We start from the raw sequence: 16,953 nt of genomic DNA, 5'->3' as shown, positions 1-16,953 counted from the left end.
AAAGAAAAAAGTAATGAAAGTCAAAACCCAGAGCAAGAAGGTCAATAAGGCGTGGCTGAACGACCACGTCAACGATACCTACGTCAAATTGGCCCAGAAAGAGGGATACCGCGCTCGTGCCGCCTACAAGCTCAAGGAGATTGACGAGCAGCTGGGCCTTATCAAGCCGGGTTACACGGTGGTGGACCTGGGCTCCACCCCGGGGGCCTGGAGCCAGTACCTGCGCCGGCGCCTGTCACCCACGGGCGCGGCGGCGGGGCAGCTCAACGGCGCGATCATCGCGCTGGACATTCTGCCCATGGAGCCCATCGAGGGTGTGACCTACCTCAACGGCGATTTTCGCGAGCCCGAAGTGCTGGAGCGCCTGGAACAGGCGCTCGACGGACGGGTGGTGGATGTGGTGGTGTCCGACATGGCGCCCAACCTGTCGGGCATTGAGTCGGCCGATGCGGCCCGGATTGCCCACCTGGTGGAGCTGGCGGTGGATTTTGCTTGCAACCATTTGAAACCGGACGGGGCGCTGGTGGTCAAGCTCTTCCATGGCAGCGGCTACAGCGATCTGGTGACCCTGTTCAAACAGACCTTCAAGGTGGTCAAGCCGCTCAAACCCAAGGCCTCGCGCGACAAATCGTCCGAGACCTTTCTGGTGGGCATGGGCCTGCGAAAGGCGACCTGAACGGGCTTGCCCCCGGTCAAGAATCCGTGAAGTTTGCCGGCAAAGTCCGCGCTGATTCCATGGCCGTGAGTGGGAATAAGAGTGGCCCGGCAGCTTGAAAGACCTAAAATGGGCCACACATACGCCGTGACGGCAGTGTGTCCGTTTTCTGTTCCCTGCAACTGGAGCCCCGCTTGAACAATCAGTGGTTTTCAAAAATTGCCGTATGGCTGGTCATCGCCATGGTGCTGTTCACGGTGTTCAAACAGTTTGACACCCGCACCGGCGCCAGCGCAGGGCACATCGGCTATTCCGAATTTCTTGACGAAGTTCGGAACAACCGCATCAAGAGCGCCACCATCCCCGAGGGCTTGAGCGGTGGTGAAATCGTGGCCATCACCAACGATGACCGCAAGATCCGCACGAACGCTTCGGTGCTGGACCGGGGTTTGGTGGGCGACCTGCTCAACCACAACGTCAAGTTCGACGTGAAGCCCCGTGAAGAAGGCTCACTGCTCATGACCCTGCTGGTCAGCTGGGGCCCCATGCTGCTGCTGATCGGCGTGTGGGTGTACTTCATGCGCCAGATGCAGGGCGGCGGCAAGGGCGGCGCCTTCAGCTTCGGCAAGAGCAAGGCGCGCATGCTCGACGAGAACAACAACCAGGTCACGTTTGCGGACGTGGCCGGTTGCGACGAGGCCAAGGAAGAAGTCAAGGAAGTCGTGGACTTCCTGAAAGACCCGCAGAAGTTCCAGAAGCTCGGCGGCCGCATTCCGCGCGGCCTGCTGCTGGTGGGCCCGCCCGGTACCGGCAAGACCCTGCTGGCCAAGTCCATCGCGGGCGAAGCCAAGGTGCCGTTCTTCAGCATCTCGGGCTCTGATTTCGTGGAAATGTTCGTCGGCGTGGGCGCGGCCCGCGTCCGCGATATGTTCGACAACGCCAAGAAAAATGCCCCTTGCATCATCTTCATCGATGAAATCGACGCCGTGGGCCGCCAGCGTGGCGCGGGCCTGGGCGGTGGCAATGACGAGCGCGAACAGACCCTGAACCAGATGCTGGTCGAGATGGACGGCTTCGAGACCAACCTGGGCGTGATCGTGGTGGCAGCCACCAACCGCCCCGACATCCTGGACGCGGCCCTGCTGCGCCCCGGCCGCTTTGACCGCCAGGTGTATGTAACGCTGCCCGACATCCGGGGCCGCGAACAGATCCTGAACGTGCACATGCGCAAGATCCCGATCGGCCAGGACGTGGCCCCGGCGATCATTGCCCGTGGCACGCCCGGCATGAGCGGTGCCGACCTGGCCAACCTGTGCAACGAGGCTGCGCTGATGGCGGCCCGCCGCAACGCGCGCACCGTGGAGATGCAGGACTTCGAGAAGGCCAAGGACAAGATTCTCATGGGCCCTGAGCGCAAGAGCATGGTCATGCCCGAGGAGGAGCGCCGCAACACGGCCTATCACGAGTCCGGCCACGCCCTGATCGGCAAGCTGCTGCCCAAGTGCGATCCGGTGCACAAGGTCACCATCATCCCCCGCGGTCGTGCGCTGGGCGTGACGATGAGCCTGCCCGAGCAGGACCGCTACAGCTACGACCGCGAGTACATGCTCAACCAGATCAGCATGCTGTTCGGTGGCCGCATTGCCGAAGAGGTGTTCATGAACCAGATGACCACCGGCGCCAGCAACGACTTCGAGCGCGCCACGCACATCGCGCGCGACATGGTCACCCGCTATGGCATGACGCAGGCCCTGGGCCCCATGGTCTATGCCGAGAACGAAGGCGAAGTCTTCCTTGGCCGCTCGGTCACCAAGACCACAAACATGAGCGAGCAGACCATGGAGAAGGTCGATGGCGAAGTGCGCCGCATCATCGACGAACAGTACAACCTGGCCCGTCGCCTGATCGAAGAGAACAGCGACAAGATGCACGCCATGGCCAAGGCCTTGCTCGAATGGGAAACCATTGATACCGAGCAGCTGGATGACATCATGGCCGGCAAGGAGCCCCGTCCTCCCAAGGACTGGACACCGCGCACGCCTCCCTCGGGAGGGGACAATTCCAGCGGCGGTACGCCCGCAGTGGCGGCAGACGCGACCGCCCCCACGGCAGCCTGAAGGCTTGCCTGGTCAGCCGTTCCAACGGGGCCTTGTGCCCCGTTTTTTCATGGCGGCTGAGGCGGTTGTGGCGCTTCTTGCACGGCCTCTGGTGACACTCAAACGCACCATGCCTCCTGGCTTCCTTGGGGTGATTTCATGATTTGGCAGACCTCCCGTTTTTCCATTGACCTGGGGCGGCCCAAGGTCATGGGCATTGTCAATGTGACCCCGGACTCCTTCTCTGACGGTGGGTGCCATGGCTCCACCATCGCGGCGTTGCGGCACTGCGAGCAGCTGCTCAAGGACGGTGCCGATATCCTGGACATCGGGGGAGAGTCCACCCGCCCCGGCAGCCCGGCCGTGCCTCTGGACGAGGAACTGGCCCGCGTGGTGCCCTTGGTGCGCGATGCGGTGGCGTTGGGCGTTCCGATTTCTGTGGACACGTACAAACCTGCGGTGATGCAGGCGGTGCTCGACCTGGGGGCCGACATCGTCAATGACATCTGGGCCTTGCGGCAGCCGGGCGCCTTGGCTGTTGTCGCCTCCCACCCCCAGTGCGGTGTGTGCCTGATGCACATGCACCGCGATCCGCAGACCATGCAGGCAGCCCCCATGGTCGGGGACGTACTGCCTCAGGTGCTATCGTTTTTGGAGCTGCAGGCGCATAATCTGCTTGCCCTGGGGGCTCAAAAGGAACAGATCCTTCTAGACCCGGGCATTGGATTCGGTAAGACGGTGGAGCAGAACTTCGCCCTGCTGGCCCGGCAGGACGCCTTGCTGGCCGCAGGTTATCCACTGTTGGCAGGCTGGTCGCGGAAGTCTTCGTTGGGGGCCGTAACCGGGTTGGAGGTGGACCAGCGCATGGTGCCCAGCGTGGCCGCCGCCGTGCTGGCGGTGGACCGGGGGGCCTCGGTGGTGCGCGTGCACGATGTGAGAGAGACGGTTGCGGCGCTGGCGGTGTGGTCGGCCATGCAGCGGGTGGGCTGACAGGCCGGGTGGGGCGCATGCCCCGCAGGCCACAAGGGCAAAAAGGGAGGGGGAGAACCCCTCCGCCAACAACGAGATCAACACGAGGAGACGCAACAACATGACGCGCCAGTATTTTGGAACCGATGGCATCCGTGGCACGGTGGGGCAGCCGCCCATCACGCCGGATTTTGTGTTGCGCCTGGCGCATGCGGTGGGCCGGGTGTTGCGCCAGACGGAAGAGCGCCCCACGGTGCTGATTGGCAAGGACACCCGCATTTCGGGCTACATGCTGGAGAGCGCGCTGGAGTCTGGTTTTAATTCTGCGGGGGTGGATGTGGTGCTGCTCGGGCCGCTGCCGACGCCCGGCGTGGCCTATCTGACCCGTGCGCAGCGGGCCAGCCTGGGGGTGGTCATCAGTGCCAGCCACAACCCTTACCCTGACAACGGCATCAAGTTTTTCAGTGCGCAGGGCACCAAGCTGTCCGATGCCTGGGAGCATGCCGTCGAAGAGGCCCTGGCCCAGCCCCCGGTATGGGCCGACTCGGCCAGCCTGGGCAAGGCGCGGCGGCTGGACGATGCCGCAGGGCGCTACATCGAGTTCTGCAAGAGCACCTTTCCGCAGGATTTAACCCTCAAGGGGCTGAAGATCGTGGTGGATGCCGCCCATGGCGCGTCCTACCAGGTGGCCCCCAAGGTGTTCCACGAACTCGGGGCCGAAGTTCTGTCGATCGGGTGCGCCCCTGATGGCCTGAACATCAACCACGAAGTGGGTGCCACGCACCCTGACGCCTTGGTGCGCGCGGTGCGTGCCAACCGGGCCGACTATGGGATTGCACTTGATGGCGATGCGGACCGGCTGCAGGTCGTGGATGCCACGGGGCGCCTGTACAACGGCGACGAGCTGCTGTACCTGATGGCTTCTGACCGCATGGGCCGCGACGAGCATGTGCCCGGTGTGGTGGGCACCCTGATGACCAACATGGCGGTGGAAGTGGCCCTGCAGTCCCGGGGCGTGAAGTTTGTGCGCGCCAAGGTGGGGGACCGCTATGTGCTTGAAGAGCTGGCACGCCACCACTGGGTGCTCGGCGGGGAAGGCTCTGGCCACCTGCTGGCGCTGGACCGGCACACCACCGGTGATGGCCTGGTGAGTGCCCTGCAGGTGCTGCAGGCCTGCGTGCGCAGTGGCCAGACGCTGGCCCAGCTGCTGGGAGGGGTCACGCTGTACCCCCAGGTGCTGCTCAATGTCCGCTTGGCCCCGGGCCAGGACTGGAAGTCGAATCGCCTGCTGGCGGACACGACGCAGGCCGTGGAGCGCGATCTGGGGACTTCGGGCCGTGTGCTCATCCGCGCCAGCGGCACCGAGCCCTTGCTGCGCGTGATGGTGGAGGCCCAGGACGCGCAAATGGCCAGCTCCTGCGCGCAGCGGCTGGCCGATGCGGCCCGTGCGGGCTGAGACTCAGGCCCGTGCACATGCCTCCACGGGGACCATTCTTCCCCGCCATTTCCGCTCGCAGGAGTGACTGATGACACCGACCACGGACCCCATACCCCGCGTCACCGTGCGAACGGTGGACTACGCCGATCCCCGTGACGCGGCCGCACTGCTGGCCTTGCTGGACGGTTATGCGCAGGACATGGCGGGCGGCGGCAAGCCCCTGGGTGCTGCGGTCAAGCAGGGGCTGGTCCAGGCGCTGCGCCAGCGGCAACCGCAGGCGTTCAGCGTCATGGCCTGGGTGGAGGAGGAGGGCGCGGCCTCTGCGCCCGGTGCCGGGGTGGCGGTGGGGCTGGTCAACTGCTTCGAGGGGTTCTCGACCTTTGCCTGCAAGCCCCTGGTCAATGTGCACGATGTGGTGGTGGCGCCGGCCTGGCGCGGCCACCGCATTGCGCAGCGCATGCTGCAGGAGGTCGAAGTCCTGGCCCGGGGGCGGGGCGCCTGCAAGCTCACGCTGGAGGTCCTGGCTGGCAACCGGGCCGCGATCCACGCCTACGAGCGCGAAGGCTTCGCGGCCTATGCGCTGGACCCCCGGATGGGGTCGGCACAATTTTTTCAGAAGCTGCTGGATTGACGGGGCCTTTGGGCTCCGTCAGGCAACACCGGGGCGCTCAGGCCAAGGCCCTGGTGTCGGGTGCCCGATGCAGGTGCTGGCGCATGAACACTTCCAGGTCCGCCGCCGGCAGCGGTGTGCTGAAGTGGTAGCCCTGGGCCTCATCGCACCCCTGTTCGTGAAGAAAGGCCAGCTGGCATTCCGTTTCGACGCCCTCGGCCGTGGTGCGGATGCCCAGGGCCTGCGCCATGCGGATGATGGCGCTCACGATGGCGCGGTCGTTGCTGTCGTTGCCCAGGTCGCGCACGAACGACTGGTCGATCTTGAGCTTGAAGATCTGGAACCGCTTGAGCTGGCTCAGTGAGGAGTAGCCGGTGCCAAAGTCATCCATGGACATGCGCACCCCCCGTGCATGCAACTGGTCCATGGTCGCCACGGCAGCATGGGGGTCGTCCACGGCCACGCCTTCGGTCAGCTCCAGCTCCAGCGAGTCGGGCGGGAGGTCAAACTCCGCCAGCATGCGGCTGACGAGCTCGGGCAACTGGGGCTGGCGGAACTGGATGGCGGAAAGATTCACCGCCATCGTGAGCCCGGGGAAGCCGCAAGACCGCCAGGCCTTGAGCTGCGCCAGTGCCGTGCGCAGCACCCATTCCCCAATCTGCAGGATTTGCCCGCTGTCTTCAGCGATGGGAATGAATTCGGCGGGAGAGACCTGCCCCAGTTGCGGGTGCTGCCAGCGCAGCAAGGCCTCCACGCTGCGGACATTGCCCGTGGCCAGACTCATCTGGGGCTGGTAGTGCAGGCGGAGCTGGTCGCGCTCCAGAGCGCGGCGCAGGGCGTTTTCCAGCTGCAATGCGCGCACCGACTGGGCCTGCATTTCGGGGGTGAAAAAGCGGAAGGTGTTGCGGCCATCGAGCTTGGCGCGGTACATGGCCACGTCGGCGGACTGAGTGAGCGTGTCGAAGTCGCTGCCGTCCTGCGGGAACAGCGCCACCCCCATGGACGGGGCCATGGTGAGTTCGTGGTGATCGATCTGGTAGTGCTGGCGCGATGCCTCCTGCAGCTTGCCTGCCACCCGGGCCGCGCCATGGGCATTGGCGCCTGGCAGCAGCAGGATGAACTCATCGCCGCCGAGGCGTGCCACGGTGTCCTTGTCGCGCACCACGGCCCGCAGCCGCTTGGCGATCTCGACCAGCAACGCGTCGCCCACGCGGTGTCCCAGCGAGTCGTTCACGTGCTTGAAATGGTCCAGGTCCAGGAAGATCACGGCCAGCGGCGTGTTGTTCTCCTGGGCCACCTGGATGGCCTGTTGCGCACGCTCGGCCAGCAGCGCGCGGTTGGGCAGGCCGGTGAGGGCGTCGTAGTGGGCCAGCCAGTAGATGCGCTCCTGGTCGGCCTTGCGGTCGTTGATCTCGCGGTGCAGGTTATCCACCGTCTCGCGCAGCTCGCGGGTGCGGTCCTGCACCTGCTGCTCCAGTTCTTCGTGCGTGCGGGCCAGCGCCGCCTGGGCCTGTTTGCGGTCGGTGATGTCCATCGTGATCCAGATGGAGCCCTGCGAAGGGTCGGCAGGGTCGATGGGCTTGCTGCGGACCTCGCAGATCACGGGGGTGCCGTCCTTGCGGCAAAGCTCCACCTCGCCCTCGTAGGACTGTCCGGTGGCCAGACCTGGATAGCAACGGCGGCCCACTTCCTCCCAGGCTTCGTCACTGGCGTACCAGCGGCGCGACGAACTGCCCAGGAGTTCGCCGGGCTGAAAGCCCAGCATCTGCTCGAAGTGGTCGTTGCACCGGGTGAGGTGCCGGTCACGCAGAAAAACGATGCCCACCATGGCGCTGTCGAACAGCAGCTGCTTTTCGCGCACTGCGGCGCTCAGCGCGGCCTGGGCGCGCTTTTGCTCATCGATGTCGTCCAGGATCCAGATGGAGCCTTCGGTGGTGTCGTGCGGGTTGATGAGCCGGCCCGTGAGGCTGCCCCAGAACAGCGTGCCATCGCGGCGGCGCAGCTGGCGTTCCACGCGGAAGGATTGTCCCTGGGCCAGCACCGGGTAGGCCATGCGCCCCAGCTCGCGGAATGCATCGCGGTCGGGGTAGAAGGTTTCGGTGTTGAGCCCCACCAGGCGTGCCGGGCTGGAATAGCCAAAAATCTCGGCATACCGCTGATTGCAGCGGACGACGCTGCGCTGGCGCAGGAAAACAATGCCCACGCCTGCGCTGTCGAGCAGGATCTGTTGCTCACGCAGGGTGCGGTGCAGAGGGGGGGCGGGGGCAACTCCAAGGCGCTGCAATTCCGGAGTGCTGTACAGCGGAGACATAGAGACCAGTTCGGGCGGCAGGGCCAGACGGCCTCAATGATTTGTACCAAAGTGTAGCAGTGCCGGCTTACAACCCCACTGCGGGTATGCCGCAGGAGCGGATGCGTTGCCAACGGTGCTGTGCCAGGTGCAGCGGGGCGCTGCACGGAGGCGCCCCATCACCAAAAGCCTTGTGGCCGGTGCTTTAGCCGCTGTGGTATGCGCGCAGATAGGCCTCGAACGCGTCTGCGGGCAGGGGGCGGCTGAAGTAGTAGCCCTGGCCTTCATCGCAGCCTTGTTCCCGCAGGAATGCGAGCTGGCCCGCGGTTTCCACCCCTTCGGCCGTGGTCTGCATGCCCAGCGCCTGCGCCATGCGGATGATGGCGCTCACGATGGCGCGGTCATTGGCGTCTTCGTCCAGGTCGCGCACAAACGACTGGTCGATTTTCAGTTTGTAGATCTGAAAGCGCTTGAGGTAGCTCAGCGAAGAGTAACCGGTGCCAAAGTCGTCCATCGACAGACGCACCCCCCGCTCATGCAGTTGGTCCATCATGGCCAGCGCGGCTGCGGGGTCGTCCACTGCTGCGCCCTCGGTCAGCTCGAGTTCGAGTCGGCGTGCCGGCAGTCCTGCCTGCTGCAGGCAGCGCGTCACCATTTCGGGAAGCTGCGGGTGGCGGAACTGCACCGCAGAGAGGTTGACCGATATGGCCCGCAGGGGCAGCTGCAGGTCCAGCCACCGCTTGGCGTCGTTCACGGCGGTGTGGAGCACCCACTCGCCGATGGCCACAATCATGCCGCTGCTTTCTGCCACGGGGACGAACTCTGCAGGGGACACCATGCCCAGCTCAGGATGGCGCCACCGCAGCAAGGCTTCGGCGCCGACGACCTGGCGTGTGGTGAGCGACACCTGCGGTTGGTAGTGCAGTTCGAACTGGTTGCGCTCCAGGGCGCGGCGCAGCGCGTTTTCGATCTGCAGGGCGCGGGCCGTGCGCGCTTCCAGGTCGGCCGTGAAGAAGCCATACCGATTGCGCCCACCTTGCTTGGCCCGGTACATGGCGGCATCCGCGCGCTGGTACAGCGTGTCGAAGGAGTCGCCGTCGGCCGGGTACATCGCAATGCCCACGGACAAGGTGGTGGTCAGCTCGTAGGGGTCGATCTGGAAGGGTTGGGCCACGGCGGCCAGCAGCCGGGTGGCCACCTCGGCCGCATGGGCTGCGGAGGCCGAGGGCAGCAGCAGCAGAAACTCGTCCCCGCCCAGGCGCGAAACGGTGTCCTGGGCGCTGAGCAGGGACTGCAGCCGGCGCGCGACAGCTACCAGCAGGATGTCGCCAATGCGGTGGCCCAGCGAGTCGTTCACATTCTTGAAGTGGTCCAGGTCCAGGAACAGCATCGCCAGCGTGCCGCCCTTGGCCTGCTCGTCGCTGATGTGCTGCCGGGCCCGCTCGGCCAGCAGGGCGCGGTTGGGCAGGCTGGTCAGGGGGTCGAAGTGCGCCAGGCGCTGGATGCGGTCCTGCGCCTCGCGCTGCACGGTGATGTCGTGGAACAGCGTGATGGAATGGGTGGCGCTCCCATTGCCATCGCGCACGCTGCTCACGGACAGCCATTGCGGATAGGTGGAGCCATCCTTGCGGCGGCCCCAGGCCTCGCCCTCCCAATGCCCTTCCTGGGTGAGGCGGGCGTAGACGGTGTCGGCGCTGAAGTCCTGGGTGGACTCGGCCACGGTGAGCAGGCGCACGGATTGGCCCACGGCCTCGGATTCGGAATACCCCGTGATGCGCGTGAAGGCCCGGTTGATGCGCACGATGGTGTGGGACGCATCCGCGATCACGATGGCTTCGCTGCTTTGGTCGAACACCTGGGCGGTCAGCTGCAGCTGCTCCTGAGAGCGCTTGCGCTCCGTGATGTCGCGGGACAGCAGGATGAAGCGGGGCGCGGCGCCTTCCGGGCCGGGTTTGCGGGCCGCTGACAATTCGAACCAGGTGGTCCCGAGGCCGGGCAGGTCCAGCATGATCTGCCGCCCTGTGGACCAGCCCTGCCCCTGGGCTTCCGTCAGAACATCCATGACCGACAGCGCCGCCAGGGCGGGCAGCACATCGGTCACATTGCGTCCGATCAACTGGTCGGCAGGCATGGTCAGCAGTTCGGCGCGCTGGCTGTGCACGCTGTAGTAGCGGCCCTCCTGGTCCAGCTCGAACAGGGGGTCGGGTATGGCATCGATGGTGGCCCGCAGCTGCTGTTGGGTGGCCTCGATTTCCGTGGTGCGCTCGGCCACCTGGAAGGCGAGCCCGCGTTCGTGGGCCTTCAGGGCCACAAGCAGGCGGGCCAGGTAGGCCATCAGCAGTGCAAACAGCAGGCCCAGGGCGCCGCGCAGGGCGAGTACGGCCGGGGCACCCCAGCCGCTGGCGGGTTCCAGGCTCAGGGTCCATTGCCCGTTGGGCAAGGTCAGCGAGCGGCCCACGGCGTCGCTGCCGGGTGGCGGGCTGGAGGCCGTGATGGTCTGCTCTTCACCGGTGTCGGGCCGCACGCGCCACAGCCGATAGCGGTAGCCGCGCTCGGTGAGCTGCGGCAAGCGGGTGGCGGCCAGCACTTCGGGCAGGCGGATGGTGACGTAGGTGAAGCCCCAGAAGCTGCGCTGGCCTTGCTCGTCGTCCAGATACACGGGCTGGCGGCCCACCACCCCGAGCCCCCCCTGCACCAGCTCGATCGGGCCGGCCAGCGTGAGCAGGCCCGTGTCCCGCGCGCGGATCGACTCGGCGCTTTGCCGGGGGTCCTGGAGCTGGTCGAAGCCGATCAGGTTCTCGTTGCCCCGCCGGGGCACCACCTGCCGGACGACCCCCCCGGGCGAGAGGCCCATGGCCGCAATGCCGGGATAGAACGGCAGCATTTGGGTGCCTACCTCTTCGAACTGGGTGACGTTGCCTTGCCCTTGCCGGACCAGTGCCACGAGGGCGTTGTTGGCAGAGAGGGCCAGTTCTATGGCGCGCTGCAGCGCCTGCACGTGATCGCCTGCCATGTCTGCGGCCTGGGTGCGCTGCTGAGCGCGTTCCTGGCGCTCCAGGGTCCAGATCAGCGCGCCTGCGCAGATCGCCGCCAGGACAAACACCGCCAAAAAGGCGGTCGTGGGGCGGCGGGAGGAGGTGAGGGCGGGTGCGGACACGGTGCGGTTTCCTGGACCAATTATGCAGGCGGGCAGGCCGCAGGGAACCCGGCAGCGCGAGGGCTTTCTTGTCATGGCCCTGACATGCCTTCGACACGGCGGCGTCACTTTCCAATTCCACACTTCGGGCCAGGGAAATGGATTCCCTGGGTCTGAGTGGCTGGAGTTTTCAGCCAGCCCCGTCCTCACAGAAAGAGACGCTGCACCATGAATGAACTGCCCAACCTGACGCTGCCCCCCGCCCCCGATGCGATTGCCGCAGGCACTCCCCACCGCCCTGCGGCCGTGCCCGGGGCTGCAAAGCCCGGCCCGGAGCGCGGCGCGATCCAGGTGGCGTGGGCGCGGCACCTGGATGAAGTGCGGGAGGCACAGCGGCTGCGGTTCGATGTGTTTGCGGCAGAGATGGGCGCTCGATTGACGACCCCCATCCCCTGCCACGACGTGGACCTGTTCGACGACTATTGTGAGCACCTCCTGGTGCGCGATGCCCAGAGCCAACAAGTCATTGGGACTTACCGGGTGCTCACGCCTGCACAGGCCAAGCGGGTGGGCGGCACTTACAGCGATACCGAATTCGACCTGACGCGCCTGCGCACCCTGCGCCCCCGCATGGTGGAGCTGGGCCGCAGCTGTGTGCATCCCGACCACCGCCATGGGGGGGTGATCATGGCGCTGTGGAGCGCACTGGCGGACTTCATGGTGCGCAACCAGCTCGACACCATGATTGGCTGCGCCAGCATCCCGATGCTGCACAACGGGGTGGTCAGTGGCGATGCTGCAGCCAGCATCTGGCAGCAGGTGCGCAAGACCCATCTTGCGCCGATTGAATACCATGTGCTGCCGCGCCTGCCCCTGCCGGTGGAGCACCTGGATGGCTCCATTGCGGTGGAGCCGCCGGCCCTGATCAAAGGCTACCTGCGCCTGGGCGCGCGCGTGCTGGGCGCTCCCGCCTGGGACCCCGATTTCAACACCGCAGACCTGCCCATGCTGATGCGCCTAGCAGACCTGCACCCCCGCTATCGCAAGCACTTCCTGGGGGCCTGATGCGCGCCGCGTTCGACGCACTCGGCCCCTGGCTGCATGAGCCCCTGGGGCCGGACGGCGCCGGGTCCGACACCCTCCTGCCCGCTGGCGGGCCGCGCCGGTACCGCGCGGTGTTCATTTCGGATCTGCACCTGGGCACGCCCGGATGCCAGGCCGTTGCCTTGCTGGACTTTCTCAAGCACCACCCCAGCGACCACCTGTACCTGGTGGGCGACATCGTGGATGGCTGGCAGCTGCGGCGCAGATGGTTCTGGCCCCAGGCCCACAACGACGTGGTGCAGAAGCTGCTGCGCCGTGCGCGCAAGGGGTGCCGGGTGGTGTTTGTGCCGGGCAACCACGACGAGTTTGCCCGGGCGTTTGTGGGCCATTCGTTTGGCGGCATCGAGGTGGTGGCCGAAGCGGTGCACATCACGGCCGATGGCCGCAGCCTCTGGGTCACGCACGGGGACCATTTTGACGGCGTCATCCAGTGCGCCAAGTGGCTCGCGTACCTGGGTGACAACCTGTATGAGTTCACGCTCAAGCTCAATCGCCACCTCAACACCCTGCGTGCGCGCATGGGCCTGCCCTACTGGTCGCTGTCGGCCTATCTCAAGGGCAAGGTGAAGAAGGCCCTCAACTACGTGACCGATTTTGAGGTGGCTGTCGCTGCAGAGGCGCGCCGCCGTGGCCACGACGGCGTGGTGTGCGGCCATATCCACCGGGCCGAGATGCGGGAGATCGGCGGCACGCTGTACTGCAACGACGGCGATTGGGTGGAAAGCCACACCGCGCTGGTCGAGCACCTGGACGGCCGGCTTGAACTGCTGCAGTGGCCCGCTGCGCCCGTGCACACCACAATATCCCCTGCAAAAGCCGGAGTCGCCGCATGAGAATTGCCTTGCTGACCGATGCCTGGTTGCCCCAGGTCAATGGGGTGGTCACCACCTTGCTGCAACTGGTGCGGGAGCTGGAGGGCGCGGGGCACGAGGTGCAGGTGGTGCACCCGGGTCAGTTCACCACCCGGCCCTGCCCAGGCTATGCGGGCATTGACCTGGCGGTTCGCCCGGGCCGGCTGGTGGCCAAGATGCTCGATGCGATGCAACCTGACGTGATCCACCTGGCCACCGAGGGCCCGTTGGGCTGGGCGGGGCGCCGCTATTGCCTTCGGCGCGGGCTGGCGTTCACGACCGCGTTCCATACCAAGTTTCCGGAAATCCTCCATGCGGCGTTGCGCGTTCCCCTGTCCTGGGGGTATGCGCTGTTCCGGCATTTCCACCGGCCTTCGTCCGGTGTGATGGTGCCCACGCAGGGGGTGTTGCAGATGTTGGAGCAGCGGGGCTTTCGCAATCTGCGCCAATGGACCCATGGGGTGGACACCCAGGCCTTCCCGTTCCACGGTGAGGCCTGCCCGAGCCCGCTCACCGGTGTGCTGGCCCACCCTGTGTCCCTGTATGTGGGGCGCATTTCCTACGAAAAGAACATCGAGGCCTTTTTGCGGCTGGACATGCCTGGGACCAAGGTGGTGTGCGGCGTCGGGCCGCTGGAGGCCCGGCTCAAGGCAAAGTACCCGCAGGTGCGCTGGCTGGGTATTCTGGACCGCGCGACCCTGGCGCAGGTGTACGCGGCGGCCGATGTCTTTGTTTTCCCCAGCTGCTCGGAAACGTTTGGGCTCGTGATGCTGGAGGCCATGGCCTGCGGAACCCCGGTGGCCGCCTTTCCGGTGGATGGGCCCATGGAGGTGTTGGGGGCGCACCAGGGGCGTTCCCCTCGCGGCGGCGTGCTGCATGACAACCTGTTGACAGCCAGCCAGCAGGCACTGGCGATTCCGCGCGCTGAAGCGCGCAGCCGGGCGCTGGATTTCACCCGGGCCCAGGCCGCACAGTTGTTTCTGCGCTACCTGGTGCCCACCCGCAGCGCGGGTGTGACGGGTTCTGTGGCTGTCACAAAATCTGTCACATCATTGTCATCTGGTCGTTAAATACTGGAGCCATCCTGCATTTGCCGCGTTTGCGTATCCATGTTGCCCTTGCTTCCTATTGATGCTGCTTCCGCGCAGCGCGAGCGTTCAGACACCGTGGCAGATATGTCCCTGGCGCCGTTGCCTGACCAGGGGCCTTCGCCAGAGGCGTTCCACCACGGCGCGCCGCCCCCCATGTTCCTGGACCGCGACCACAGCATCCTTGCGTTCAACGAGCGGGTCTTCGACTGGGCGGTGCGCACGGACGTGCCGTTGCTGGAGCGCCTGCGCTACCTGTGCATCGTGTCCTCCAACCTGGATGAATTCTTCGAGGTGCGCGCGGCACCCCACATCACCGCCGCCAAGAAGGGGGAGACCAAGGGGCTCTACACCATGGGCTCGTTCGAGGCCCTCTCGGCCAAGGTCCACGACCTGGTGGAGCGGCAATACACCCTGTACAACGATGCCCTGGTGCCCGCCTTCGCCCAGCATGGCATCCGCATCGTGGGCCATGGCGATCGATCACCCGAGCAAAAGCGCTGGGTGCACGAGTACTTTGTGCGCGAAGTCCGCCCGCTGCTGATCCCAGTGGGGCTGGACCCGGCGCACCCCTTTCCGCAGGTTGCCAACAAATCCCTGAATTTCATCGTCCGCCTCAAGGGGCGTGACGCCTTTGGCCGCGAAAACGAAATTGCCATCGTGAAGGTGCCGCGTGCGCTGCCACGCCTGATCCGCATGCCCGCGAAGGTGGCGCCCAGGGAGGCGCTGTTCGTCAGCCTGTCGAGCATCATCCGCGCGCACCTGGAGGATCTTTTCCCGGGCCGCGAGGTGACCGAGTTCTCGCAGTTCCGCGTCACGCGCCATTCCGATCTGGCGCTGGACGAGGAAGATGTGCGCAACCTGCGCACCGCCCTGCGCCAAGGGCTGCAGCACCGCCACTATGGGCAGGCTGTGCGCCTGGAGGTGTCGGCCGGTTGCTCGAAGTTCCTGTCGGATTTTTTGCTGGCGCAGTTTGGCCTTCCGGCCGCCGCCTTGTACCGCGTGCAGGGCCCGGTCAACCTGGTGCGGCTCACGCAGCTGGTGGATCTGGTCAACGACCCTGCGTTGCTGTTCCCTGCCTGGAGTTCGTCGTGGCCCCGCCAACTGCAGCCCGGGGTGTCGATCATGGAGCAGCTGCGGCAGCGGGACGTGCTGATCCACCAGCCCTTCGAGAGCTTCGACGGCCTGCTGGCCTTCCTGCGCGAGGCGGTGAACGACCCGCAGGTGCTGGTCATCAAGCAGACCATCTACCGCACCGGGGCCGATTCGGAACTCATGGACCTGCTGTCCGAGGCCGTGCGCCGGGGCAAGGAGGTCATGGCGGTTGTAGAACTCAAGGCGCGCTTTGACGAAGAGGCCAACATCAACTGGGCCGAGGCGCTGGAGTCGATTGGCGCGCAGGTGGTGTATGGCGTGGTGGGGCTGAAGACGCATGCCAAGATGCTGCTGGTCACGCGCCGCGAAGGGCGGCAACTGCGGCGCTATGGGCACCTTTCCACGGGCAACTACAACGTGCGCACGGCCCGGCTCTACACCGACCTGAGCTATCTCACGGCCGATGAGGAAACCACGGCCGACATGGACGGTGTGTTCAACCACCTGGCCAGCCAGAACCGACCGCCCAAGCTGCGCAAGCTCATGTTGGCACCCTTTCATCTGCACCGCCGCATGATCGAAAAGATCGAACAGGTCGGGCAGGCTGCCAGCCGGGGCGAGGACGCGCGGATCGTCGCCAAGATGAACGCCCTCACGGACGAGTCGCTGATCCGTGCGCTCATCCTGGCGGGGCAGCGCGGAGCGCGCATCGACCTCATCGTGCGCGGTGCCTGCATGCTGGCCGCGCAGGTGCCCGGGGTCACGGACAACATCCGCGTGCGCTCGGTGATTGGCCGTTTCCTCGAACACACGCGCGTTTTCTACTTCCGCGCGGGGGCCGAGGAAGACCTGTACCTTTCCAGCGCCGACTGGATGAACCGCAACATGATGCGCCGTGTCGAACTGGCCTGGCCCATCACGGACCCCGGCCTGCGCCAGCAGATCGTGGATGAATGCCTGGTGGCCTATCTGCACGACGACCGGGATGCCTGGACCTTGAATGCGCGTGGTACCTATGACCGTGCGCCGCGCCCAGGCGTGGGGTTGGGGGCACAGGACGCCTTGATGGTGCGCTACGGGCCCGCCGCAGCCCTTTCCCGGATCGAGCAAAGGACGGCATGATGGACCTGATTCTGTGGCGCCACGCTGAAGCCGAAGAGGCGCCGGATGGCTGCGATGACCTGGCGCGCGCCCTGACCTCCCGGGGGGAGAAGCAGGCTGCGCGCATGGCCGCATGGCTGGACCGGCAATTGCCGGAAGGTCTGCGCGTGCTGGCCAGCCCCGCGCGCCGGACCGAACAGACGGCCAATGCACTGGGGCGCAAGTTCAAGATGCGGGCGGAGCTGTTGCCAGGCGGAGGCGTTCAGGACCTGCTGGAACTGGCCCAGTGGCCCCGCGCCAAGGGCACGGTGCTGATCGTTGGGCACCAGCCCGTGCTGGGGCAGACCATTGCCCAATTGCTGGAGTTGCAGGCGGCGGAGTGCGCGGTCCGCAAGGGGTCCGTGTGGTGGCTGCGCCAGCGCCAGCGACTGGACCAGAGCCAGACGGTGTTGCTGACGGTGCAATCGCCGGAGTTTTTATAGCCCGCAATGCGCGAGGAGGGCGCAGCGGGCAGAGTGTG

The 16,953-nt window shown here is 66.0% G+C and carries 12 protein-coding genes; 10 read left to right on the top strand and 2 right to left on the bottom strand.

Annotated elements, in window-relative coordinates; genetic code table 11:
• Positions 1-13: 13 nt before the first annotated feature.
• From DBV10_RS03585 to DBV10_RS03565, 5 genes are all read left to right on the top strand, one after another.
• Entirely contained in the window at positions 14-676 is a 663-nt protein-coding gene (locus DBV10_RS03585) for an RlmE family RNA methyltransferase (RefSeq protein ID WP_124510720.1), read from the top strand.
• Between the two features lie 173 nt (positions 677-849).
• On the top strand, positions 850-2,772 hold the full coding sequence (gene ftsH, locus DBV10_RS03580) for an ATP-dependent zinc metalloprotease FtsH (protein WP_124510718.1): 1,923 nt from the start codon (positions 850-852) through the stop codon (positions 2,770-2,772).
• A gap of 138 nt (positions 2,773-2,910) precedes the next feature.
• Positions 2,911-3,741, top strand: a complete 831-nt coding sequence (gene folP, locus DBV10_RS03575; RefSeq protein ID WP_124510716.1) for a dihydropteroate synthase — start codon at positions 2,911-2,913, stop codon at positions 3,739-3,741.
• Positions 3,742-3,841: 100 nt separating this feature from the next.
• On the top strand, positions 3,842-5,176 hold the full coding sequence (gene glmM, locus DBV10_RS03570; RefSeq protein WP_124510714.1) for a phosphoglucosamine mutase: 1,335 nt from the start codon (positions 3,842-3,844) through the stop codon (positions 5,174-5,176).
• A 70-nt stretch (positions 5,177-5,246) separates the two neighbouring features.
• The gene (locus DBV10_RS03565; RefSeq protein WP_124510712.1) at positions 5,247-5,789 is read left to right on the top strand and encodes a GNAT family N-acetyltransferase; all 543 of its coding nucleotides are present in this window, start codon (positions 5,247-5,249) and stop codon (positions 5,787-5,789) included.
• A gap of 37 nt (positions 5,790-5,826) precedes the next feature.
• Here DBV10_RS03565 and DBV10_RS03560 read toward each other — a convergent pair whose 3' ends face one another.
• Positions 5,827-8,079, bottom strand: coding sequence for a bifunctional diguanylate cyclase/phosphodiesterase (locus DBV10_RS03560; RefSeq protein ID WP_124510710.1), 2,253 nt, complete (start codon positions 8,077-8,079; stop codon positions 5,827-5,829).
• Positions 8,080-8,263: 184 nt separating this feature from the next.
• Positions 8,264-11,215 carry an EAL domain-containing protein gene (locus DBV10_RS03555; RefSeq protein ID WP_233589792.1) on the bottom strand — a complete coding sequence of 984 codons (2,952 nt, stop codon included), beginning with the start codon at positions 11,213-11,215 and terminating at the stop codon, positions 8,264-8,266.
• Between the two features lie 207 nt (positions 11,216-11,422).
• Here DBV10_RS03555 and DBV10_RS03550 point away from each other — a divergent pair, with 207 nt between their 5' ends.
• The 5 genes from DBV10_RS03550 to DBV10_RS03530 all read left to right on the top strand — a co-directional run bounded on the left by DBV10_RS03550 (position 11,423) and on the right by DBV10_RS03530 (position 16,915).
• Positions 11,423-12,259 (top strand): GNAT family N-acetyltransferase, encoded by an 837-nt coding sequence (locus DBV10_RS03550; RefSeq protein ID WP_124510705.1) that lies wholly within the window; start codon positions 11,423-11,425, stop codon positions 12,257-12,259.
• Positions 12,259-13,131, top strand: a complete 873-nt coding sequence (locus DBV10_RS03545; RefSeq protein WP_124510703.1) for a UDP-2,3-diacylglucosamine diphosphatase — start codon at positions 12,259-12,261, stop codon at positions 13,129-13,131. Before DBV10_RS03550 ends, DBV10_RS03545 begins: the two co-directional genes overlap by 1 nt.
• Positions 13,128-14,219 carry a glycosyltransferase family 1 protein gene (locus DBV10_RS03540; RefSeq protein ID WP_124510701.1) on the top strand — a complete coding sequence of 364 codons (1,092 nt, stop codon included), beginning with the start codon at positions 13,128-13,130 and terminating at the stop codon, positions 14,217-14,219. The genes DBV10_RS03545 and DBV10_RS03540 overlap by 4 nt, the downstream gene beginning before the upstream one ends.
• 174 nt (positions 14,220-14,393) lie before the next feature.
• Positions 14,394-16,454, top strand: a complete 2,061-nt coding sequence (gene ppk1 / locus DBV10_RS03535) for a polyphosphate kinase 1 (protein ID WP_124510999.1) — start codon at positions 14,394-14,396, stop codon at positions 16,452-16,454.
• Positions 16,451-16,915, top strand: a complete 465-nt coding sequence (locus DBV10_RS03530; protein ID WP_124510699.1) for a histidine phosphatase family protein — start codon at positions 16,451-16,453, stop codon at positions 16,913-16,915. The genes ppk1 and DBV10_RS03530 overlap by 4 nt, the downstream gene beginning before the upstream one ends.
• The last annotated feature ends 38 nt before the right edge of the window (positions 16,916-16,953 follow it).

The sequence above is a fragment of the Acidovorax sp. FJL06 genome, assembly GCF_003852545.1.
In the GTDB taxonomy this organism is placed as follows: Bacteria; Pseudomonadota; Gammaproteobacteria; order Burkholderiales; family Burkholderiaceae_C; genus Acidovorax.
Note: the sequence above shows the minus strand (reverse complement) of the source record. Positions and strands in the feature narration are given on the sequence as shown.

Excerpts from the sequence above, each read along its gene's own strand:
- DBV10_RS03585 (WP_124510720.1), top strand. The coding sequence starts at position 14 with ATGAAAGTCAAAACCCAGAGCAAGAAGGTCAATAAGGCGTGGCTGAAC.
- folP (WP_124510716.1), top strand. The coding sequence starts at position 2,911 with ATGATTTGGCAGACCTCCCGTTTTTCCATTGACCTGGGGCGGCCCAAG.
- glmM (WP_124510714.1), top strand. The coding sequence starts at position 3,842 with ATGACGCGCCAGTATTTTGGAACCGATGGCATCCGTGGCACGGTGGGG.
- DBV10_RS03565 (WP_124510712.1), top strand. The coding sequence starts at position 5,247 with ATGACACCGACCACGGACCCCATACCCCGCGTCACCGTGCGAACGGTG.
- DBV10_RS03560 (WP_124510710.1), bottom strand. The coding sequence starts at position 8,079 with ATGTCTCCGCTGTACAGCACTCCGGAATTGCAGCGCCTTGGAGTTGCC.
- DBV10_RS03550 (WP_124510705.1), top strand. The coding sequence starts at position 11,423 with ATGAATGAACTGCCCAACCTGACGCTGCCCCCCGCCCCCGATGCGATT.
- DBV10_RS03545 (WP_124510703.1), top strand. The coding sequence starts at position 12,259 with ATGCGCGCCGCGTTCGACGCACTCGGCCCCTGGCTGCATGAGCCCCTG.
- DBV10_RS03540 (WP_124510701.1), top strand. The coding sequence starts at position 13,128 with ATGAGAATTGCCTTGCTGACCGATGCCTGGTTGCCCCAGGTCAATGGG.
- ppk1 (WP_124510999.1), top strand. The coding sequence starts at position 14,394 with ATGTTCCTGGACCGCGACCACAGCATCCTTGCGTTCAACGAGCGGGTC.
- DBV10_RS03530 (WP_124510699.1), top strand. The coding sequence starts at position 16,451 with ATGATGGACCTGATTCTGTGGCGCCACGCTGAAGCCGAAGAGGCGCCG.